The organism is Acuticoccus sp. I52.16.1, assembly GCF_022865125.1.
Classification (GTDB): Bacteria; Pseudomonadota; Alphaproteobacteria; order Rhizobiales; family Amorphaceae; genus Acuticoccus.
This window is the reverse complement of record NZ_CP094828.1, coordinates 2,777,705-2,799,119: the sequence shown is the minus strand read 5'-3', so window position 1 is coordinate 2,799,119 and position 21,415 is coordinate 2,777,705. Positions and strand designations below refer to the sequence as shown.

Genomic DNA, 21,415 nt, shown 5'->3' with positions numbered 1-21,415 from the left:
CCGCTCGGAATGCGCGGCAGCGGATGTCAGGCCCAGTCGCGGCAGACGTATTTGATGTCGGTGAAGGCTTCGAGGCCGTAGCGGGCGCCCTCGCGGCCGATCCCGGATTGCTTCATGCCCCCGAAAGGGATCGGCGCGCCGGTCACCTTCGTGCGGTTGACCGCCACCATGCCGAACGAGAGCGCCCGGCTGACGCGGTAGATCCGGCGCGGGTCGCCGCTGTGGACGTAGGCGACGAGGCCGTACTCGGTGTTGTTGGCGATCCGCACCGCCTCGTCCTCGGTGTCGAACGGGGCGATGGCGGCGACGGGGCCGAACGTCTCCTCGTGGAAGATCGCGGCCTCCAGCGGGACGTCGGCCAGCACGGTCGCCTCGTAGAACAGGGGCCCGAGCGGGGAGACCTTGCCGCCGGTCGTCAGCCTGGCGCCGCGCTTCACCGCGTCGGCGACGTGGGCCTCCTGCTTGGCGACGGCCTTGGCATTCATCAGCGGGCCGAGGTCCGGGTCGTCCATGCCGTGGCCGAGCGTGAGGGCCTTCGTGGCGGCGGTGAACTTGGCGACGAACGCGTCGTAGACCGGCCGCTCGATCAGGAAGCGGTTGGCGCCGAGGCAGTCCTGCCCGGTGGTCGCGAACTTCGCCTTGATCGCCTCCTCGACGGCCTGGTCGAGGTCGGCGTCGGCGAAGACGACGAACGGCGCGTGACCGCCGAGCTCCAGGACGAGCCGCTTGATGGTGTCGGCCGAGCGGCGATAGAGCAGCCGGCCGATCTCGGTGGAGCCGGTGAACGACAGGGCGCGCACGCGGGTGTCGGCGAGCCAGGGCTCGACGATCTCCGGCGCGTCGCCGGTGACGACGTTGACGACGCCGGCAGGGAAGCCGACCCGGTCCGCCAGTTCCGCCAGCGCCAGCGCCGACAGCGGCGTCTCGGCCGACGGGTGGATGACGACGGTGCAGCCGGCGGCGAGCGCGGCCGCGGCCTTGCGGGTGATCATCGCGCTCGGGAAGTTCCAGGGCGTGACGAGCGCGGCGACACCGACCGGCTCGCGCCACAGCTCGACCTCGGCATCGGGAAGGTGCGAGGTGACGCCCTCGATGTTCGGCCGCTTGGCCTCCTCGGCGTAGAACTCCACGAACGCGGCACCGTAGGCGATCTCGCCGCACGCCTCGGAGAGCGGCTTGCCCTGCTCGGCGGTCATGATGAGGGCGAGGTCTTCGGCATTGGCGGTGATCGCCTCGAACCAGCGGCGCAGGATGGCGGCCCGCTCCTGCGGCAAGAGCGCGGCCCAGGCGGGGAAGGCTTTGTGCGCGGCGTCGACCGCGGCCGCGCTCTCGGCGGCCGACAGCTTGGCGACGGCGGCGACGTCGCTGGCGTCGGCCGGGTTCTCGACGGCGAAGACGTCGCCGGTGGCGGCGGCGGTCCAGCGCCCGTCGACATAGGCGAACGAGCGCAGGAGCCGGCGGTCGGCGAGCGGGAGGGAGGGAGCCTCGCTTTTGAGGGCGGCGGCGGTCGTCATCATGATCGCCTCATCGGTTCGGGTGACGAGGCGAATCTAGGGGCGGACCGGGCGACGGTTCTTCGCGATTGGGCGGCGCGGGAAGACGATCCTTCTGTCTTGCGCCGCGCTTGCCATCAGATCGTCGGCCGGCCGTTCAGCAGCGCCTGAAGCGGCGGCGCACCGGCCTTCACCTCCTTGGTGACGATGTAGGTGAAGTACCGCTTGAGGCCGATGTGCGCCTCCAGCAGGCCGTCGATCAGCCGCTGGTAGCTGTCGATCGACGGGGTGACGACGCTCATCAGATAGTCGAACCCGCCGCCAAGCGCCCAGCAGCCGACGACCTCCTCCTCGCGCGCCACCGCCCGCTCGAACACCTGGAAGCTCTCGGCGCGGTGGTGCTCCAGCTCGACCATGACGAAGACGGTGACGGACGGCGCGACCTTGGCGAGCGCGATCTCCGCCCGATATCGACGGATGACGCCGGCGGCTTCCAGCCGGTTGAGCCGCTCCCAGCAGGGCGCGGCCGAGAGGTTCACGCGGCGCGCCAGCTCCGCCTTCGCGATCCGCCCCTCGGTGGAGAGGATGGCGAGGATCTTGATGTCGCGATCGTCGAGCGGGACGGCGCTGGGGGACGCGGAGGTAGGGCTCTGCGGCGGCATGGAAGAGGGTTGGACCGGGCGCCGACTGTTGTCAAATGGATCATAACGATCCAAGAGTAAATCATGCCAATCTGGCCGCCCGCTCCGGGATCTCTGAAGCGTCCCGCCTACCGCGCCTTGGCGCAAACGGTCATCGATGCGGTCGCCGCCGGGGAACTGACGTCCGGCACCCGGCTGCCGCCGCACCGCACGCTGGCCTACGAGCTGGGCGTCAGCGTGCAGACCGTCAGCCGCGCCTACGAGGAACTGGCGCGGCTCGGCGTCGTCTCCGGCGAGGTCGGCCGTGGCAGCTTCGTGCGTTCGCTCAGCGGGGATCCGCGCACCCCGTGGCACCGGATCGACGGTTCGGAGGAGGTCATCGACCTGTCGATGCTCACGCCGGCGCTCAGCAAGACCCATGCCAGACGCTTCGCCGCGACGCTGACCGAGATCGCCGGCGACCTCCCCGCCCCGGTCGCCTTCTCCTTCCGCCCCACCGCCACGCTACAGAGCCATATCGACCATGCGGTGCGCTGGCTGGGGCGCTGCGGGGTGGAGGCGGAGCGCGAGCAGGTGCTGCCGACGAACGGCAACACCGCGGCGATGGCCGTCGCGATGCTGACCGCCGCCGCTCCCGGCGACACGATCGCCACCGAGGAGATGGGCCACCACACGCTGAAGGCGCTCACCGGATCGCTGGGGCTCCGGCTCCAGGGATTGCCGATCGACGCGGAGGGAGTGCTGCCCGACGCGCTGGACCGCGCCTGCCGCGCCAGCCCGATCCGCGCCGTATTCCTGATGCCGGAGGGCCTCGGGCCGCTGGCGCTGCGCATGGGCGAGACACGCCGGAGCGAGGTCGCCGCGGTGTGCCGCCGGCACGACGTCGCCATCATCGAGAACGACGCCTGGGGTCCGCTGGGGGCCGAACGGGGCACGCCGTTCGCCGCGCTGGCACCCGAGCGTACGTTCTATTTCACCGGGCTCACGAAATGCTGCCTGCCGGGCTTGCGCATCGCCTGGCTGGTCTCGCCGCCGCGGCAGGCGACCGCCGCCCGCACCCGCCACCTGGTGACCAACTGGATGGCCACCGCGCTGATGGCCGAGATCGCCACCCGCTGGCTCGCAGACGGGACCGCCAGCGAGCTGGTGCGCTGGCAACGCGCCGCGCTGGGCGCCCGCAACGAGGTCGCGCAGCAGATCCTCGGCCCCCACGGCATCCGCGCGACGCCGCACGGGCTGCACGTGTGGCTGCCGCTGCGGCCGCCGTGGGAGGAGGGCGCGTTCGTGGCACTGGCGCGGCACAACGGGGTCGCCGTCGCGGGCGGGATGGCGTTCGCGATCAGCGAGGCGACGCAGCACCGCGGCGTGCGCATCTGCCTGGGCGCGCCCGACGGCCGCGCCTTCGAGCGTGGGCTGCACACCCTGGCCCGCCTCGCCATCAGCGAGCCGGAACTCGCCCACCTCGCGTTCTGAAGGATTTCAAGGCACTCGCGATTGTCATGGTTCAATAAAGCATTTGACATGAATTGGACTGTGTTAAACGCTCGCGGAAATTCGATGTGACGGAATTGTCACATCTTCAGGCCGGTCGGCCCCGCTGCCGACTGCGCCGCCGCGTGTGCGTAACCGCGAAGATCATAGAAGGATGACGACGATGACCAAGCTTCTCAGCCGCGCCATCGGCGGGGCCAGCGTGCTCGCCATCGCCCTGGCCGCGACCTCCGCCAGCGCCGCCACCTGGCGCTATGCGTTCGAGGAGGCCCTCGAAGAGGTGCAGGGCAAATTCGCCCAGAAGTTCAAGGAAGAGATCGAGGCCAACACCGACCACCAGGTGCAGCTCTTCCCGTTCGGCACACTGGGCGAGTCGGACGACATCATGGAGCAGGCGCAGTCCGGCATCCTGCAGTTCGTCGACCAGTCGCCCGGCTTCACCGGCGCGCTGATCCCGGAGGCGCAGGTCTTCTTCGTGCCCTACCTGCTGCCGCAGGACACCGAAACGCTGAACGAGTTCTTCCGCTCCTCGGTCGCCATCAACGAGATGTTCCCCAAGCTCTACGCCGAGCAGGGCCTCGAACTCCTGACGATGTTCCCGGAAGGCGAGGTCTGCATGACCACGCAGGAGCCCGTCACCTCGCCGGACGACCTCAATGAGGTAAAGTTCCGCGTGATGACCAACCCGCTGCTGGTGGAGAGCTACAAGGCCTTCGGCGCGACGCCGACGCCGCTCCCGTGGGGTGAGGTCTACGGCGCGCTGCAGACCGGCATCATCCAGGGCCAGGAGAACCCCGGCTTCTTCCTGGAGTCGACCAAGATGTACGAGGTGACGGACGTCATCACCTGCATCGGCCACAACAACTTCACCACCGCGGTGATGGCCAACAAGGACTTCTACGACGGCCTGGGCGAAGAGGACCAGAAGGCGATCGACGCCGCCATCGAGGCCTCGTTCGAGTACATCCTCGAGTACCAGCAGGGCTTGCAGGAGACCTCGCTGAAGAAGATCCAGGAGGCGAAGCCCGAGATGGAGATCAACATCCTCTCCGACGAACAGCGCAAGCCATTCATGGAGACGGCCGGCACGGTCGAGGACGCCTTCATCGAGATGACGGGCGACGGGGGCGAAGAGATCCTGAACCAGATGAAGAAGGACCTCGAGGCCGCCGAGTCGGCCAAGCAGTAAGCCGGGCGCCGGGCCCCTGCCCGGCCCCACCCGCACCGGCGGCGCGCCGCGGCGTGTCGCCGGACCGCCGATGGCGCCGCCGCTCCCCGTGCGGGCGGCCGCCGCGCCAGCCTTGCCCGCCTTCCCGCGCGAAGGCCGCTGCATGCCGCGCCACGCCGCACGACAGACCGACCCACAGGAACGCCAAGCCGCCACGGAGCGATGCCTATGAGCCAGACGCCGGTTTCAACGGACGATACGCCCGCGCCGAAGACCAAGGACCTGGGCGACGACGTCTCAGCGCTGCCCGGCGTCCTCGGCTACATCGACCTCGCCATCGCCAAGGTGGAGGCCGTCTTCCTGGCGCTCGGCGTGCTCCTGATGGCGCTGAACACGGTCTCCAACGTGGTCAGCCGCTACATCCTGGGCCAGAGCCTCTATTTCTCCGAGGAGCTGAACCAGATCCTCATCATCCTCATCACCTTCGCCGGCATTTCCTACGCCGCGCGCCATGGCCGCCACATCCGCATGTCGGCGATCTACGACCAGCTGCCGGTGCCGGCGCGCAAGTGGCTGATGGTGCTGATCGCGCTCGTCACGGCGACCTTCATGTTCGGCCTGTGCTGGTTCGCCTTCAGCTACATGCAGCAGCAGATGAGCCGCGGCCGCGTGCTGCCGGCGTTGCAGATCCCGGTCTGGTGGACCGTCGTCTGGCTGCCGCTCGGCTTCTTCATGACCGGCGTGCAGTACGTCCTGACCGCAGTGAAGAACATCATCGAACCTGACGTCTACCTCTCCACCTCGGTGCTCGAGGGGTATGGCTCCGACGAGGTGGAGATCTGAGCATGGCCCTTACGATCTTTTCCGTGATGATCGTTCTGCTGCTCATCGGCTTTCCGATGATGATCCCGCTGATCTGCGGCGCGACGCTCGGCTTCGTCCTCATCTTCGGCGGCCTGGGGCAGATGGAGACGATGGTCCAGCAGATGCTGGCCGGCATCCGCCCCGCCTCACTCATCGCCGTGCCGATGTTCATCTTCGCGGCCGACATCATGACGCGGGGCCGCTCCGCCAACCGCCTGATCGACATGGTGATGGCGTTCGTCGGCCACATCCGGGGCGGCCTCGCCGTCTCCACCGCGGCAGCGTGTACGATGTTCGGCGCCGTCTCCGGCTCGACGCAGGCGACCGTCGTCGCCGTCGGCTCGCCGCTGCGGCCGCGCATGCTGGAGGCCGGCTACAAGGACTCGTTCGTGCTGGCGCTGATCGTCAACGCGTCGGACATCGCCTTCCTGATCCCGCCGTCGATCGGCATGATCATCTACGGCGTCGTCTCCAACACCTCGATCGCGGAGCTGTTCATCGCCGGCGTCGGACCGGGGCTCCTGATCCTGCTGCTCTTCTCCGCCTATTCGGTGATCTACGCCAAGCTGCAGGACGTGCCCAAGGAACGGCCGGCGACCTGGGGCGAGCGGGCGACGGCGGTGCGCGCCGCCCTGTGGCCGCTCGGCTTCCCCGTCATCATCATCGGCGGCATCTACGGCGGCATCTTCTCGCCCACGGAGGCGGCGGCGGCGTGCGTGCTCTACGCGCTGATCCTCGAAGTCCTGATCTTCCGCTCCATCAACCTCGCCGAGGTGTGGGAGACCGCCAAGTCTACTGGGCTGATCACGGCGGTGGTGTTCATCCTCGTGGGCGCCGGGGCGGCCTTCTCCTACGTGATCTCGTTCGCGCAGATCCCGCAGGCCATCCTTGGCTCGATCGGCATCGACGAGATGAGCGGCATCGGCGTGCTCTTCGTGATCTCGATCGCCTTCTTCGTCGGCTGCATGTTCGTCGACCCGATCGTCGTGATCCTGATCCTGGTGCCGATCTTCACCCCGGTGGTGCAGTCGGTCGGGCTCGATCCGGTGCTGGTGGGGACGATCATCACGCTACAGGTGGCGATCGGCTCGGCCACACCCCCGTTCGGGTGCGATATCTTCACCGCCATCGCCGTCTTCAAGCGGCCTTATGTCGAGGTCGTGAAGGGGACGCCGCCGTTCATCCTGATCCTCCTCGGCGTCTCGGTGGCGCTGATCTTCTTCCCGCAGATCGCCCTCTTCCTGCGCGACCTCGCGTTTGCGAAGTGACCTGACAAGACCAAGAAACAGGAGGTCCCGTGTTCAAACGCATACTCGTCCCGTGTGACGGCTCGGCCCATGCGAGCGAGGCCCTCACCAAGGCGGTGGAGCTGCAGAAGCTGACTGGTGCCGAGCTGCTCTTGCTCACCGTCTATCGCCACTATAGCCACCTCGAGGCCACCTTCTCGATGGTCCGGCGCGAGGCGCCGAAGGCCATGGACGACGCCATGCGCGAATATGCCGAGGATATCGCCCGCCAGACCAAGGAGCGTGCCGTGGGGCTGGGCGCGGCCAACCCGCGCGCGTTCGTCAAGAACGGTCCGGTCGCGCGCAGCATCATCGGCTTCGCCGAGGAGCACGCCTGCGATCTGCTCGTGATCGGCAAGCGCGGCATCGGCTCCATGGAGGAATATCTGCTGGGCAGCGTGTCGCACAAGGTCACCGGGCTCGCCAAATGCCCGGTCCTCGTGGTCTGACCGGCGATGGCGACCGTTCACGCCTCGCCCGTCGCGGTCCGCCTCGACCCGCGGCCGGTGCACCGCATCGGCATGATCGCGCTGGCGACCGACCTGACCAGCGAGCGTGACGCGGCGCGGCTGCTGCCGCCCGAGGTCGCCATGCATACGACGCGGGTGCCGTTCGAGAATCCGACCACGCCGGACACGCTGCGCCGCCTCGCCGGCGGCCTGACCGGCGCGGCCGACCTCTTGGTGCCGGGGCTCGATCTGGCGGCGATCATCTTCTCCTGCACCGCCGCCTCGGCCACCATCGGCGACGCGGCGGTCCGCGCCGCGATCCAAACCGCGCGCCCCGGCGTCCCCGTCGTCACGCCGCCCGATGCCGCGACGCAGGCGTTCGCCGCGCTCGGGGTGCGTCGCATCGCACTCCTGACACCCTATCTCCCCGAAACGACGGCACCGATGGTGCGCTACTTCCAAGCGCGCGGCCTGACGATCGTCGCCGCGCAGTGTCTCGGCCTGGCGGACGACCGCGAGATGGCCCGCGTCGCACCGCAGACCATCCTCGCCGCGGCCGAGGCCGTCGACACCGCGGACGCCGAGGCGGTCTTCCTGTCCTGCACCGCTCTCCCCGCGCTCGGCCTGATCGACGCGCTGGAAGCCACGCTCGGCAAACCCGTCGTCAGCTCGAACCAGGCGAGCCTGTGGCAGGCGCTCGGCCATGCCGCCGTCGCCATCGAGGGGCCCGGCCGCCTCTTCGCCGTGCCCGCGTCGGTCCCGGCATGATCGCCCTCGAGGACGTCCTCGCCGCCAGGGCGCGCATCGCCGGCACCATCCGGCCGACGCCGGTGGAGCCCTCGCCCAGCCTCGGCGAGCGCGCGGGCCGGCCGGTGAACCTCAAGCTGGAGCACCACCAGCGCTCCGGATCGTTCAAGCTGCGCGGCGCCGCCAACGCGATCCTGAAGCTCTCGGACGCCGAGAAGGCGCGCGGCGTGGTCGCCGTCTCCACCGGCAACCACGGCCGCGGGGTGGCCCGCGCGGCGCGCGAGAACGGGGTGCGGGCCGTCGTGTGCATGTCGACGCTGGTGCCGGGAAACAAGGTAGACGCGATCCGCGCCGAGGGGGCCGAGGTCGTCATCACCGGCCGCAGCCAGGACGAGGCACAGGTCGAGGCGGACCGCCTCGCCGCGGCGGGCATGGTGACCATCCCGCCCTTCGACCACGCCGACATCATCGCCGGCCAGGCGACGCTCGGCCTCGAGATCGTCGAGGCGATGCCGGAGGTCGAGACCGTGCTGGTGCAGCTCTCCGGCGGCGGCCTGATCGCCGGGGTCGCGCTGGCGGTGAAGGCGCGGCGGCCGCAGTGCCGCATCGTCGGCATCTCGATGGAGCGGGGCGCGGCGATGCACGCCAGCCTCGCCGCCGGCCGTCCGGTCGAGATCGAGGAGCTGCCGACGCTGGCCGACAGCCTCGGCGGCGGCATCGGCCTGAAGAACCGCTACACCTTCCAGATGGTGCGCGACCTCGTCGACGACGTCGTCCTCCTCACCGAGGACGAGATCGCCGCCGGCATCCGCCACGCCTATTTCGCCGAGCGGCAGATCGTCGAGGGGTCGGGCGCGGTCGGCATCGGCGCGCTGCTGGCCGGCAAGGTGACGCTCGGCGGGCCGGCGATGGTGGTCCTCTCCGGCGGCAACATCGACATGGGCGTCCACCACCGCGTCGTCTCGGGCGAGACGGTCGACGTTTCGGCGGAGGCGGCCTGATGCCCACCGTCACCCTCCTCGGCCGGACGGAGCTGCGCCGCCTCGTCCCGCTCGACCTCGCGGCGGTGGACTGCGTGGAGAACGCCTTCGCGACGCTCGCACGCGGCGGGGTGGAGATGCCGCCGATCCTCTCGATGGCGATCGCCGAGCACAACGGCGAGATCGACGTGAAGACCGCCTACGTGCCGGGCCTGCCGACCTTCGCGGTGAAGATGTCCCCCGGCTTCTTCGACAATCCGGCCAAGGGCCTGCCCTCCACCTCCGGCCTGATGGTCGTCTTCTCGAGCGAGACCGGGATGGTCCGCGCGATGCTCATCGACAACGGCTACCTGACGGACGTGCGAACCGCCGCCGCCGGTGCCGTCGCCGCCCGCCACCTCGCCCGCGCGGACGCGGCGACCGTTGCGATCCTCGGCACCGGGCTCCAGGCCGAGTTGCAGCTGAAGGCGCTCACTCTGGTGCGGCCGATCACCCGGGTGCGCATCTGGGGCCGCTCGCGCGACAAGGCGGAGACGCTGGCGGAGGCGGCCGGCTCCCTCGGCCTCATACGCACCGAGGCGGTTCCGTCGCCGCAGGACGCCGTGCGCGGGGCCGACATCGTCGTCACCACCACCCCGGCGACCGAGCCGCTGCTGATGGCCGATTGGCTGGAGCCCGGCCAGCACGTCACCGCCATGGGCTCGGACCAGCACCACAAGTGCGAGATCGACCCGCGCGTCCTCGCCCGCGTCACCTACGTGCCGGACCGCCTGGCGCAGACCCGCCTCCTCGGCGAGTTGCGCAGCGCCATCGCCGCCGGCATCGTCGACGCGCACGCCACCTTCGCGGAGCTGGGCGACGTCGTCGTCGGCAACGCGCCCGGCCGCCGCTCGGACGACGAGATCACCCTCGCCGACCTGACCGGGACCGGTGTACAGGACACCGCCATCGCCACGCTCGCGCTGGAGCGCGCCACGGCCGCGAGCGCCGGCACCCCCTTTGTCACCTGAAGTCGATGCCATGACCCCCAAGGATCCCTCCGCCATCGTCCCCCGGCTCCAGTTCGAGCCCGCCGAGTTCGCCGCGCGCATCGCCAAGACGCGCGCCGCCATGGAGAAGGCGGGGATCGACGCGATCATCGTCTCGGACCCGTCCAACATGGCCTGGCTCACCGGCTATGACGGATGGTCGTTCTACGTCCACCAGTGCGTCGTCCTGGGACTGACGGGCGACCCGTTCTGGTTCGGCCGCGAGCAGGACGCGCAAGGCGCCTACCGCACCGTCTTCATGGGCGCCGACAACGTCATCGGCTACGCGGACCACTACGTTCAGTCGGAGGTGCGTCACCCGATGGAGGTGCTGGCGGCCGACCTCGCCACGCGCGGTCTCTCCAGCGGCACCATCGGCGTGGAGATGGACAACTACTGGTTCTCCGCCCGCGCCTTCGCCACGCTGACGAAGGGCCTCCCGAACGCCAACTTCCAGGACACGACCGGCCTGGTAAACTGGCAGCGCGCCGTGAAGAGCCCGCAGGAGCTTGCCTACATGCGCACCGCGGCGCGCATCGTCGAGCGCATGCACAAGCGGATCGTCGAGGTGGTGGAGCCGGGGTTGCGCAAATGCGACCTCGTCGCCGACATCTACGACGCGTCGCTTCGCTACGACGACACGATCGGCGCCGGCGGCGGCTATCCGGCGATCGTCCCGCTGCTGCCGTCGGGCTCGGACGCCGCGGCGCCGCACCTCACGTGGGACGACCGGCCGATGGTCGCCGGCGAAGCGACCTTCTTCGAGATCGCCGGCGTGTTCAACCGGTACCACTGCCCGCTGTCGCGCACCGTCTCGCTGGGGACGCCGAGCGACGAGTTGAAGCGGACCGAAGAGGCCGTCCTGGAGGGCATGGAGCACGGCCTCGCCGCCGCCAAGACGGGCAACCTGACCGAGGACGTCGCCAACGCCTTCTTCCGCGTGCTGCGCAAGTACGGCATCGAGAAGAACAACCGCACCGGCTACCCGATCGGGATCTCCTACCCGCCCGACTGGGGCGAGCGGACGATGAGCCTGCGGCCCGGCGACAAGACCGTGCTGGAGACCGGGATGACCTTCCACTTCATGACCGGCATCTGGGCCGGCGACTTCGGCCTCGAGATCACCGAGAGCATCGTCATCGGTGAGGACGGGCCGGAATGCCTCGCCGATGTCCCCCGGCAGCTGGTCGTCAAATGAGCCTGCCCGACAGCCCCATCGTCCCGACGATCCCGCTCTATGCGGAGGGCAAGAACCACGGCTACCTGCGCCTGCCCTACAGCCGCAACGACTCGGCCTGGGGCTCCGTGATGATCCCGATCACGGTGATCCGGAACGGCTCCGGCCCGACCGCGCTGCTGACCGGCGGCAACCATGGCGACGAGTACGAGGGGCCGATCGCCCTCCAGGCGCTCACGCACGACCTGGAGCCGGCCGAGGTGACCGGGCGCATCATCATCGTCCCGTTCATGAATCACCCGGCCTTTCTGGCCGGGACACGGGTCTCGCCGCTCGACGGCGGCAACCTCAACCGCCTCTTCCCCGGCAGGCCGGACGGGACGGTGACCCAGAAGATCGCCGACTACTTCATCCGCACCCTGGTGCCGATGGCCGACATCGTGCTCGACTTCCATTCCGGCGGAAAGACGCTGGAATTCGTGCCCTTCGCCGCCGCCCACGTCCTGGACGACGCGGAGCATCAGGGCCGGTGCATCGCCGCGATGGAGGCCTTCAACGCCCCCTACTCGATGACCCTGCGCGAGATCGATCCGGTCGGTATGTTCGACACTTCGGTCGAAGCGCTCGGCAAGACGTTCGTGTCGACGGAAATCTACGGCGGCGGCACCGCGTCGGCGCGCTCGGCACGCATCGCCCGCAAGGGCACCGTCAATGTGCTGAAGCACGCCGGCATCCTGGCCGGAGAGCCGGACTGCGCGCCGTCGACGGCGATCGATACCACCCCGGCCGGCTGCTACCACTTCGCCGAGATGACGGGGATGATGGAGCCGCTGGTCGACCTCGGCGAGACGGTGGCCGAGGGCGACGCGCTGATGCGCATCTGGCTCACCACCAACACCGGAGACCCGCCGCTGACGGTGCGCTCCAAACGCGACGGCATCCTCGCCGGTCGCCACTTTCCAGGCCTGGTCAAGCTGGGCGACTGTCTGGCCGTCGTCGCGAGCCCGATCGAGGACTGACCGGCCCGGGACCGACCGGCCAACCGCCGCATCACCCCCGCCTCGACGGGGTGGGGGCGACCCCTCGTCCACAGGGCGGCCTAAAACTCCCCGACAACTCGCAGGTGCGACACGCCTGCGCGCCATGTCCCTCTACTTTTTGCCTAAAATCGCGTAGAGAACTGGTCCTGCTGCGAGGCTTGGTCCGGTCGATGCCGTATGAACAATTTTAAAGTTGAAATATCGACACAACCAGACATGATGCACTCGGAAGGCCGCTCGGACGTTCCGAAGATTGCGCGGTCGGGTCTCATAGCTCGAGGAATGCGCAAATGCGCATTGCTTTTCTGCCGATGCGACGATGGATGTTTCAAGGCAGCACGATGGCGTTGAAGGCAATCTCACAATTTCCGGTAGCGTTCGGTGTCTGCTTGGCGGTCGCCGCGGTGGGGGCGGCCCATGCCGCGCCGGCCGACCTTCCGGAGCTCCTGCGCAGCATCCCGCTCAACCTCGAGGGACGACACGTCGACGGTGAGCGGCAGGTCGAAGTCTGGGGCACGCTGTACGACGGCACCCGCTTCGAAGCCCACTACACCCCGCGCGGTGTCGACGATATCGAAGTGCGCGGCCACCATGCCACGCTCCCGCTCGCGCTGGTGGACCGCTTCGTGCCCGGCGCGGCGCGAACCTATCCGCAGCTCTCCCACATCACGAGGCTCACGCAGATCGACCGGAGCGAGACCGGCCAGGTCGAGGTCGAGGGATGGACGATCGACGGTCGCGCGGTGAAGGCCGAGTTCGACCGTGCCGGTCGGCTCATCGGCTTCGAGAACGACTGAGTGGGCCGCGCCATGAGCGTCTCGGCGTTTCACGCCGTGCTCGAAACCTATCACGAAGAGTTCGCCCGCGCCCGCTGCGCCCGTACGGACCCCGACCAACGTCCGCCCGACATGCGCATGCGCTCCGACGGGCCGACCACCGGGCGCTTCCTCAACCTCCTCGTGCGCGGCTACCAACGCCCCGTGATCCTGGAGCTGGGCACCTCCTACGGCTACTGCGGCCTATGGCTGGCGGAGGCGGCCGCGGCGGTCGACGGGCGCCTCATCACCATGGACCTCGACCCGGAGAAGACCGAGTTCGCCCGCGTTCGCGCCGAGCAGGCCGGGCTCGACGACGTGATCGACTATTGGACCGGCGACGCGCTAGCCATGATCACCGATCTCGAGGACAAGCTGGATCTGGTTTTCATCAGCCTGCGGCCGGATCTCCTCGTCGAGGCGCTGGAGGCGCTCCTGCCACGCCTGAAGGCCGGCGCTCTGGTGGTCGCGGACCACAAGCTGGACCCGCTCGGTACCAGCGGCCAGCGCTATGCCGCCGCGCTGCGGGCGACGCCCGGCTTCACCAGCGTGATGCTGCCGTTGGGCGCGGGGGTCGAGCTGAGCCGGTACGACCCCGGTATCTCCGGCGAGAAGCCGCACCCCACCGACCACGGCGCGCCACGGCCAACCGAGCGCCGGCCCCGGCCGTAGCTCCGGCCCATCCGCCGCGCCTCGGGTTCCTGGCGCCTCGGGCTCGTGCCGCCAAGCGCTTGATCGGGCATGCGAACGGCACCACATGAAGGGGGTCGGCGGCGCATTGCGCCGCGGCCGTAAGCGTTAACGTGAACCAACGCACGGAACCGACAGCCCCGGCTGGCCGGCCCCGTGCGTCTGCTTCGCTGCGTTCGGGCCGGTCAACCGAAACCCACGGATGACCTCACATGGAAGACCCTCGGGCTTCGAACGATCCCACCATCCGCCGCGTCCGCCACGAGATGATGCGCCGCGAGCTGACCGTGAGCGCCGTCGAGCGGATCACGCCGGCGATGGTGCGCGTCACCCTCTCCGGCGCCTCGCTCGCCAGCTTCGCCAGCGCATCGCCGGACGACCACCTCAAGGTCTTCGTCCCCGGCGCTGACGGCGAGCCGGTCGGCCGCGACTATACCCCGCGCCACTTCGACACCGAGGCCGGTGCCCTCGTGATCGACTTCGTCGATCATGACGCCGGCCCGGCCGCCGCCTGGGCGCGGACCGCTCGCGCCGGTGACACTGTGCTGGTCGGCGGGCCGCGCGGCTCGGCCGTCATCGAAGGCGATGCGATCGCGCGGTGGCTGCTGATCGGCGACGAGACGGCGCTGCCGGCCATCGGCCGGCGTATCGAGGAGTTCGGCCCCGGAACGCCCGTCACCAGCCTCGTCGCCGTCGCCGGTCCCGCCGAAGAGCAGACCTTCGCCACGGCCGCCCGGCTCACCGCCCGGTGGCTGCACCGCGACCCCGGCGCGGCCGCCGATCCCGCCCCCTACCTCGCCGCGTTGGAGACGATGGAGATCGCGCACGACACCTTCGTGTGGGTCGCCGCGGAGGCGGAGGTCGCCCGTGCCATCCGCCGCCACATCCTGGAGCGCGGCCACCGCAAGACCTGGATGAAGGCGTCCGGATACTGGGCGGCGGGCCGCGCGGACGGCGCGGTGAAGAACCTCGAGGACGCCGCCTGAGGTCCCGGCCGCGGCGCCGGGCGCCGCGGCCGGGACCGCGTCAGTCGCGGAAGCGCTGACGCGTGGCGGTGCTGGCGACGATGGTGAGCACCAGCGTCGTCCCCATCAGGACGAAGGCGACGGCCGCCGCCGAGGGCCAGTTGTTCAGCTGGAACTGGCTGTAGACCACCGGCGCCATCATCCGGAACTCGGGACCGCCCAAGAGCACCGGCGTCGCATAGGCGTTCATCGCCAGGATGAACGTCAGGATCGAGCCTGCGGCGATGCCGGGCAGCGCCATCGGCCACAGCACGCGCCGGAACATCGTCAGCGGCGCGGCACCGAGGCTGAACGCGGCCTCTTCCAGATTGCGGTTGATGCCCTCCAGCACGCTCTGCAACGTGAGCACCATGTAGGGCAGGTTCACCGCGATGATGCCGATGATCACCGCCCCTTCGGTGAACATGATCTCCGTCGGCTCGGTGGTGATGCCGAGGTCCATCAGCGTCACGCTCAGGAAGCCGCGGCTGCCGAAGAGCGTCATCCACCCGGCCGCCCGCACCGCGTTGCCGACGAACAGGGGGATCACCACCGCGATCAGCAAGAGGTTCTTGAACCGCGTCTGCGTGCGGGCGAGCACGTAGGCGAGCGGGAAGCCGAGAAGGAGGCAGATCGCCGTCGTCATCAGCGCGACCCGCAGGGTCACGAAGAAGACGCCGAGAAAGTAGCTGTCGGTGAAGAACTCGACGTAGTTCTTCGGCGTCAACGCGTCGATCATCAGCATGCGCGGATCGAAGTCGTTGAGGCTGTAGCGGAACAGGATCAGCAGCGGGCCGATGACGCCCAGCGCCACGATGACCGTCGCCGGGCCGATCAGCGAGCTCGCGCTGAGGACGAGACGTCCCCCGCGCGGCCCCGTATCGGAGAAGGTGGCGGCCATTCAGGCCGCCCCCCGCAGTTTGGCCGTGGCCAGGATCAAGCCTTGAACTCCCGATCCCACCAGTTCTTCAACTCGACGTCGGCGTCGAGCATGGCGCCGAAGTCCATCGAGTTCAGCTGCTCGATCTCCTCCGGCTTGAAGCCGATGCGCTCGTTGAGGTCGGGTGCGACCTCGGCGTTGGTCACGGTCGGGTTGTAGCCCATGTCGATCGCGAAGTTCTCCTGCGCGGCCGGCTCCAGCATGGCGTTGAGGTAGGCCCAGGCGCCCTCCGGGTGCGGCGCGTTCTTCGGCACCACGAAGCCGGAGACGTAGGACAGCGCACCCTCGGACGGCCAGGCCGCCTTCACCGGGATGCCGGCGTTCTGCCACTGCACCACGCGCGCCTTCCACATGATGCCGATGCCGATCTCCTCGGCCTTCATGCCCTGGGCGAACGCCTCGTTGGTCGGGTAGATCCGCGCGCCCGCCTCGCGGACCTTCATCAGCAGCTCTTTGCCGGCCTCGAAGTCCGTGACGCCGCCCCCGGCGGCCAGCGCCGCCGCGACGATCGTGTACTGGTACTGGATGTCGATGATGCCGAGCTTGTCGCCCCACTTCGGATTGAAGACGTCGGCGTAGCTGGTCGGCGCCTCGTCCTCGGGGATGATGTCCGGATTGTAGACCGGGACCATCGCCGAATAGATGTGGCCGACACCGTACTTGTACTTCATCGACGGGATGAGGTTCTCGGCGTTCGGGATCTTCGAGTAGTCGATCTCCTGGGTGAGGCCGAGCTCGAAGACCTGGTACATGTTGGGGCCGTTGAGGCCCTGCACGTCGGTCGTGCCGGTGGGCAGGCGGCGCTCGGCCATCATCTTGGCGCGGCGCTCCGGGTCGCCGGCCTGGTCCTGGAGGACCTCCCAGCCCTTGTCGATCAGGAAAGGCTGCTCGATGTTCTTGTTGAGCAGGCGCGCATAGTCGCCGCCCCAGGTGCCGACCACCGCCGTGCCGGCCGACTGCGCGCGCACGATGGAGGGCATCCCCAACGTCGACAGGCCCGCCGTCGCCGCCATTCCCTTCAGCACGCCGCGGCGGCCGATCCCCTTGTCAAACTTGGTCACTGCTCACTCTCTCCTCTTTTGTGGTTGAGCCCGGCCAACCGCTGGGCGCTCACTCGCGAAGTTCCGCATCGGCGGGGAACACCGCCGATGTCGCGGCCCAGCCGACGTGCACGGTCTCGCCCACCTCGGGCAGCGACGTGTCGTGATTGGGCACCTGGGCGATGACGCGGTCCTCGGGCGACAGGCGCACGTGGATGTCGATCATGCCGCCGAGGTACGAGACGAATTCGACCTCGCCCTTGAAGGCGTTGTCTTGCCCGCTGATGGCCTCGGAGCCGACGAAGACCCGCTCCGGCCGCACCGCGACCACCGCCGGCCCGGACACCGACTTGGCGCAGCGGATCGTCAGCCCCCCGTCGGTACGCAGCTCGTCGCCGGACATGGTGCCGGAAAGGAAGCTAGACCGGCCGACGAAGTCGGCGACGAAATGGTCGGCCGGGCGCTCGTAGAGGTCGCGCTGGGTGCCGATCTGGCGGATCGCGCCGGAACGCATCACCACCAGGCGGTCGGCCATGGTGAGCGCCTCCTCCTGGTCGTGCGTCACCATCACCGTGGTGATGCCGAGGCGCTGCTGCAGGTTGCGGATCTCCACGCGCACGTCGTTGCGCAGCTTGGCGTCGAGGTTGGAGAGCGGCTCGTCCAGGAGCAGGACGTCCGGGCGGAAGGCGAGCGCGCGCGCCAGGGCGACGCGCTGCTGCTGGCCGCCGGAGAGCTGGCGCGGCAGCCGGTCCTCCAGGTGGCCGAGCTGCACGAGGCGCAGCGCCTCTTTGACCTTGCCGCCGATCTCGCCCGCCGGCACCTTGCGCATCTCCAGCCCGAAGGCGACGTTCTGGCCGACCGTGAGGTGCGGAAAGAGCGCGTAATTCTGGAAGACGAGGCCGGTGTTGCGCTTCCACGGCGGCAACAAGGTGACGTCCCTGCCGCCGATGCGCACCGACCCCGAGGTCGGTTCGACGAAGCCGGCGATCATCCGCAGCGTCGTCGTCTTGCCGCAGCCCGACGGGCCGAGGAGGACGACGAACTCGCCCTCCGCCACATCCAGCGACACGTCGCGCGCCGCATGGAATTCGCCGTAGCGCTTGGTGAGCTTCTCGAGTTCAAGGCGCGCCATCAGACCACTCGCGACAGTTTGACGAAGCGGTCGGTGATCAGCATGGCGACCGCGATGATGAGGATCTGCAGGACGGAGATCGCCGCGATGGTCGGATCGATCTTCCACTGCAGGTACTGGAGGATGGCGATCGGCAAGGTGGTGCGTCCGGGACCGACCAGAAACAGCGAGAGTTCCAGGTTGCCGAACGACGACACGAAGCCGAACATCGCCCCCGCCACCACGCCCGGCAGGATGCCGGGGACGGTCACCCGCCGGAAGGTCGTGAAGCGGTTGGCGCCGAGGTTCTGCGCCGCCTCTTCGAGCGTGCGGTCGAACCCGGCGAGGCTCGCCATGATGAGCCGCACCATCCACGGAATCACCAGGAGGACGTGACCGAAGACGAGGCCGCCGAACGAGTTCAGCACCGGCCATTGCAGCCAGATCGCGATCTCCACGTACATGACGTAGATCGCGAAGCCGAGGACGATGCCCGGCACGATCAGCGGCATGAGGAGGAGGTTGTTGACCCCGGCGCGGCCGAAGAACTTCAGCCGCGACAGCCCGATGGACGCCGGCAGCGCCACCATCAGGCCGATCAGCGTGGCCACGACGCCGACCTCGGCGCTGATGATGAACGCGTCGATGAAGCGGTCGTTCTGGATCGCCTGACCGTACCACCGCAGCGAATAGCCTTCGGGCGGATAGGACGGAATTTCCTGAGCGTAGAACGACAGCCAGGTGATGAAGATGAGCGGAGTCAGGATATAGACGAAGGCGACGAGCGCCGCGCCCTTCAGAGCCCAGCGCCCCGGCCGCAGCCGGAGCCACGGCCGGCGCGCGGCGCGCGTCGCGGTTGGCGCACCAGCGCTCAAGCCGGCGCCCCGAGGCGGTTCTTGTAGAACGCCCCGCCCTTGACGATGGCCGACAGGTGCGCCCCCTGCCCTTCGAGCAGGCTGATGTCCCGGGTCGGGTCCCCGTCGACGACGATGAGGTCGGCCCAGGCCTCGGGCGCCACGGTGCCGAGCCGGCCCGGACGGCGCACCACCTCGGCGGCGATCGTCGTCGCGGCGCGGATCACCGTGATCGGCTTCTGCACCTCGGTGCGGATCGAGAACTCGCGGCTCTGCTCCTCGGCGAGTGCGCCCAGAAGGTCGGACCCGTAGGCGACCTTCACGCCCGCCGCTTCGCAGATCTCCAGCGACTTGTAGCCGCCTTCGAGGACCATGTCGTTCTTCTCGAGCATGTCGGCCGGCATGCCGAAGCTCGCCGCCCGCTCCTTCATCGCCACATAGGCGACGAGGTTGGCGACCACGTAGGCGCCCTTCTCGGCCATCAGCTTGGCGGCGTCCGCGTCGATCAGGTTGCCGTGCTCGATGGTGCGCACGCCGTGGGAGACGGCGCGAGTGATCGCCTCGGCCGAGTAGGCGTGGGCACACACGTAGCGGCCGAAGGCCTCCGCCTCCTCCACCGCCGCCTCGATCTCCTCGATCGAGAATTGCAGCGAATCGAGCGGGTCGTTCGGCGAGGCGACGCCGCCGGAGGCCATGATCTTCACCTGGTCGCAGCCCTGGCGCATCTGCTCGCGCACCACCTTGCGGACCTCTTCCTCGCCGTCGCAGACGATCCTGAGGTAAGCGGCGGTGTTGCAGCAGGGGCAGGAGAAGCCCGGATTGGTGCGGCCACGACCGTCCGAATGCCCGCCCGTCGGGCCGATGGAGCGGCCGGCGATGAAGAGGCGCGGGCCGGGAATGAGGCCCTTCTCGACCGCCGCCTTCATGCCCCAGTCGGTGCCGCCGGTGTCGCGCACGGTGGTGAAGCCGCGGTCCAGCATCGCCTTCATGCGCTTGGCGCCGCGCGCGGCGGCGAGCGTCAGCGGCACGTCCTCCATCCGCCGCATGTAGACTTCGTCGTGCATGCAGTGGACGTGGCAGTCGATCAGGCCCGGCATCAGCACCTTGCCGCCGCAGTCGACCACGGTGGCGGTGTCGGACGAGATCGGTCCGTCGGAGACTTCGCGGATCTTCTCGCCCTCGACGAGGACTTCGTAGCCGCCGCGCGGCTCGTCGAACGCCGGGTCGAGCAGCCGCAGGTTCTTGAAGAGGAACATCTCGCTCACGACCGTGCCTCCATGGAGTGGTTCACGTCAGCGCGGGTCAATGCAGTGTCCTCTTGTGGAAGGCGCCGTCCTTCATGATGACGCTCATGTGCTGGCCCTGCCCGCCGAACAGGGAGAGGTCCTTCAGCGGGTCGCCGTCGATCACCAGGAGATCGGCGAAGGCGCCGGGCGCGAGGCAGCCGAGCTTGCCGTCCTGGCGCAGCACCTTGGCGGCGATGGTGGTGGCCGAACGCACGATGTCGAGCGCGGGGACGACATTGGAGCGCAGCTCGAACTCGCGGCTCTGGTCGACCTGGAGCTGTCCAAGGAGGTCCGACCCGTAGGCGACCGGCACGCCGGCCTTCTTGCAGATCTCGAGCGACTTCAGCCCGCCCTCGATGACGAGGTCGTTCTTCTCCAGCATCTCGCCCGACATGCCGTATTCGGACGCCTTCTCCTTCATCGCGTAGTAGGCGACGAGGTTGGCGACGAGGAACATGTCCTTCTCGGCCATCAGCTTGGCGGAGGCGTCGTCGATCAGGTTGCCGTGCTCGATCGTGCGCACGCCGGCGTGGGCGGCGCGGGTGATCGCCTCGGGCGAGTAGGCGTGGGCGCAGGTGTAGCGGCCGAAGGCATTCGCCTCCTCGACGGCCGCGGCGACCTCGCCGACCGAGAACTGCATCGAGTCCAGCGGGTCGAACGGCGAGGCGACACCACCCGACATCATGATCTTCACGTGGTCGCAGCCCTGGCGCATCTCCTCGCGCACGGCCTTGCGGACCTCGGTCTTGCCATCGGCGACGCCCATGACGAAGGCGAGCGCGTTGCAGCAGGGGCAGAGCGCGCCCGGATCGGTGCGGCGGCGCATGTCCGAGTGGCCGCCGGTGGGCCCGAGAGCGCGACCGGCGATGAAGAGGCGCGGCCCGGCGCAGTAGCCCTGGTCGACCGCCGCCTTGATGCCCCAATCGGCTCCGCCCGTGTCGCGCACGGTGGTGAAGCCGCGGTCCAGCATGCCGCGCAGCGCCGCCATGGCGTTGGCGGTCATGAGCGTCAGCGGCATCGTCTCCAGCCGGCTGATGAACACCTCGGCCAGCATGACGTGGACGTGACAGTCGATCAGGCCCGGCATCAACGTGCCGCCTGCGCAGTCGACGACGGTGGCGTTCGGGGCCGTGATCGGCTTGTCCGACACCTCGCGGATGAGTTTATCCTCGACCAGAAGCTCGTGGCCGGGAAGGATGTCGTCCTTCGTCGGGTCGAGCATGGCGAAGTTTTTAAAGAGGATCTGCCCCAACGAGCGGTCTCCAATCAGAAGTAAGCGCCGGTCTGGTGTGCCGCGGCGCGATCATGTGG

General features: G+C 69.0%; 21 protein-coding genes. 13 read left to right on the top strand and 8 right to left on the bottom strand.

The window, feature by feature from the left end:
* Positions 1-26: 26 nt before the first annotated feature.
* Positions 27-1,514 (bottom strand): NAD-dependent succinate-semialdehyde dehydrogenase, encoded by a 1,488-nt coding sequence (locus MRB58_RS12690; RefSeq protein WP_244781978.1) that lies wholly within the window; start codon positions 1,512-1,514, stop codon positions 27-29.
* 116 nt (positions 1,515-1,630) lie between these two features.
* Positions 1,631-2,155, bottom strand: coding sequence for an Lrp/AsnC family transcriptional regulator (locus MRB58_RS12685; protein ID WP_244777457.1), 525 nt, complete (start codon positions 2,153-2,155; stop codon positions 1,631-1,633).
* Positions 2,156-2,218: 63 nt separating this feature from the next.
* Between MRB58_RS12685 and MRB58_RS12680 the strand changes: the two genes are divergently transcribed.
* From MRB58_RS12680 to MRB58_RS12620, 13 genes are all read left to right on the top strand, one after another.
* Entirely contained in the window at positions 2,219-3,607 is a 1,389-nt protein-coding gene (locus MRB58_RS12680; protein ID WP_244777455.1) for a PLP-dependent aminotransferase family protein, read from the top strand.
* A 181-nt stretch (positions 3,608-3,788) separates the two neighbouring features.
* Entirely contained in the window at positions 3,789-4,814 is a 1,026-nt protein-coding gene (gene dctP, locus MRB58_RS12675) for a TRAP transporter substrate-binding protein DctP (RefSeq protein WP_244777453.1), read from the top strand.
* A gap of 207 nt (positions 4,815-5,021) precedes the next feature.
* Positions 5,022-5,636, top strand: coding sequence for a TRAP transporter small permease (locus tag MRB58_RS12670; protein ID WP_244777451.1), 615 nt, complete (start codon positions 5,022-5,024; stop codon positions 5,634-5,636).
* 2 nt (positions 5,637-5,638) lie between these two features.
* Positions 5,639-6,925 (top strand): TRAP transporter large permease, encoded by a 1,287-nt coding sequence (locus MRB58_RS12665; protein WP_244777449.1) that lies wholly within the window; start codon positions 5,639-5,641, stop codon positions 6,923-6,925.
* A 29-nt stretch (positions 6,926-6,954) separates the two neighbouring features.
* Positions 6,955-7,392, top strand: coding sequence for a universal stress protein (locus MRB58_RS12660; protein WP_244777447.1), 438 nt, complete (start codon positions 6,955-6,957; stop codon positions 7,390-7,392).
* Positions 7,393-7,398: 6 nt separating this feature from the next.
* On the top strand, positions 7,399-8,160 hold the full coding sequence (locus MRB58_RS12655) for an aspartate/glutamate racemase family protein (protein WP_244777446.1): 762 nt from the start codon (positions 7,399-7,401) through the stop codon (positions 8,158-8,160).
* Positions 8,157-9,140 (top strand): hydroxyectoine utilization dehydratase EutB, encoded by a 984-nt coding sequence (gene eutB / locus MRB58_RS12650; protein ID WP_244777444.1) that lies wholly within the window; start codon positions 8,157-8,159, stop codon positions 9,138-9,140. Before MRB58_RS12655 ends, eutB begins: the two co-directional genes overlap by 4 nt.
* Positions 9,140-10,129 (top strand): ectoine utilization protein EutC, encoded by a 990-nt coding sequence (gene eutC / locus MRB58_RS12645; RefSeq protein WP_244777442.1) that lies wholly within the window; start codon positions 9,140-9,142, stop codon positions 10,127-10,129. The genes eutB and eutC overlap by 1 nt, the downstream gene beginning before the upstream one ends.
* Positions 10,130-10,139: 10 nt before the next feature.
* A complete protein-coding gene (gene doeA, locus MRB58_RS12640) occupies positions 10,140-11,345 on the top strand; it encodes an ectoine hydrolase DoeA (protein ID WP_244777440.1) in 1,206 nt (401 codons plus the stop codon).
* Positions 11,342-12,343, top strand: a complete 1,002-nt coding sequence (gene doeB / locus MRB58_RS12635) for a N(2)-acetyl-L-2,4-diaminobutanoate deacetylase DoeB (RefSeq protein WP_244777437.1) — start codon at positions 11,342-11,344, stop codon at positions 12,341-12,343. The genes doeA and doeB overlap by 4 nt, the downstream gene beginning before the upstream one ends.
* Positions 12,344-12,705: 362 nt before the next feature.
* Positions 12,706-13,161: a hypothetical protein gene (locus MRB58_RS12630; RefSeq protein ID WP_244777435.1), complete on the top strand. Its 456-nt coding sequence runs from the start codon at positions 12,706-12,708 to the stop codon at positions 13,159-13,161.
* Positions 13,162-13,851 carry an O-methyltransferase gene (locus tag MRB58_RS12625; protein WP_244777433.1) on the top strand — a complete coding sequence of 230 codons (690 nt, stop codon included), beginning with the start codon at positions 13,162-13,164 and terminating at the stop codon, positions 13,849-13,851.
* Positions 13,852-14,081: 230 nt separating this feature from the next.
* Positions 14,082-14,855 carry a siderophore-interacting protein gene (locus MRB58_RS12620; protein ID WP_244777431.1) on the top strand — a complete coding sequence of 258 codons (774 nt, stop codon included), beginning with the start codon at positions 14,082-14,084 and terminating at the stop codon, positions 14,853-14,855.
* 40 nt (positions 14,856-14,895) lie between these two features.
* Here MRB58_RS12620 and MRB58_RS12615 read toward each other — a convergent pair whose 3' ends face one another.
* Genes MRB58_RS12615 through MRB58_RS12590 form a run of 6 tightly spaced genes read right to left on the bottom strand, consistent with a single transcriptional unit; the run spans position 14,896 to position 21,356 of the window.
* Positions 14,896-15,774: an ABC transporter permease gene (locus tag MRB58_RS12615; protein WP_244777429.1), complete on the bottom strand. Its 879-nt coding sequence runs from the start codon at positions 15,772-15,774 to the stop codon at positions 14,896-14,898.
* 35 nt (positions 15,775-15,809) lie between these two features.
* On the bottom strand, positions 15,810-16,874 hold the full coding sequence (locus MRB58_RS12610) for a PotD/PotF family extracellular solute-binding protein (RefSeq protein WP_244777428.1): 1,065 nt from the start codon (positions 16,872-16,874) through the stop codon (positions 15,810-15,812).
* A 49-nt stretch (positions 16,875-16,923) separates the two neighbouring features.
* Positions 16,924-17,985 carry an ABC transporter ATP-binding protein gene (locus MRB58_RS12605; RefSeq protein ID WP_244777426.1) on the bottom strand — a complete coding sequence of 354 codons (1,062 nt, stop codon included), beginning with the start codon at positions 17,983-17,985 and terminating at the stop codon, positions 16,924-16,926.
* A complete protein-coding gene (locus tag MRB58_RS12600; RefSeq protein WP_244777424.1) occupies positions 17,985-18,839 on the bottom strand; it encodes an ABC transporter permease in 855 nt (284 codons plus the stop codon). The genes MRB58_RS12605 and MRB58_RS12600 overlap by 1 nt, the downstream gene beginning before the upstream one ends.
* Positions 18,836-20,074, bottom strand: coding sequence for an amidohydrolase family protein (locus tag MRB58_RS12595; RefSeq protein WP_244781977.1), 1,239 nt, complete (start codon positions 20,072-20,074; stop codon positions 18,836-18,838). Before MRB58_RS12595 ends, MRB58_RS12600 begins: the two co-directional genes overlap by 4 nt.
* A gap of 46 nt (positions 20,075-20,120) precedes the next feature.
* Positions 20,121-21,356: an amidohydrolase family protein gene (locus MRB58_RS12590; RefSeq protein WP_244777422.1), complete on the bottom strand. Its 1,236-nt coding sequence runs from the start codon at positions 21,354-21,356 to the stop codon at positions 20,121-20,123.
* Positions 21,357-21,415: the final 59 nt, after the last annotated feature.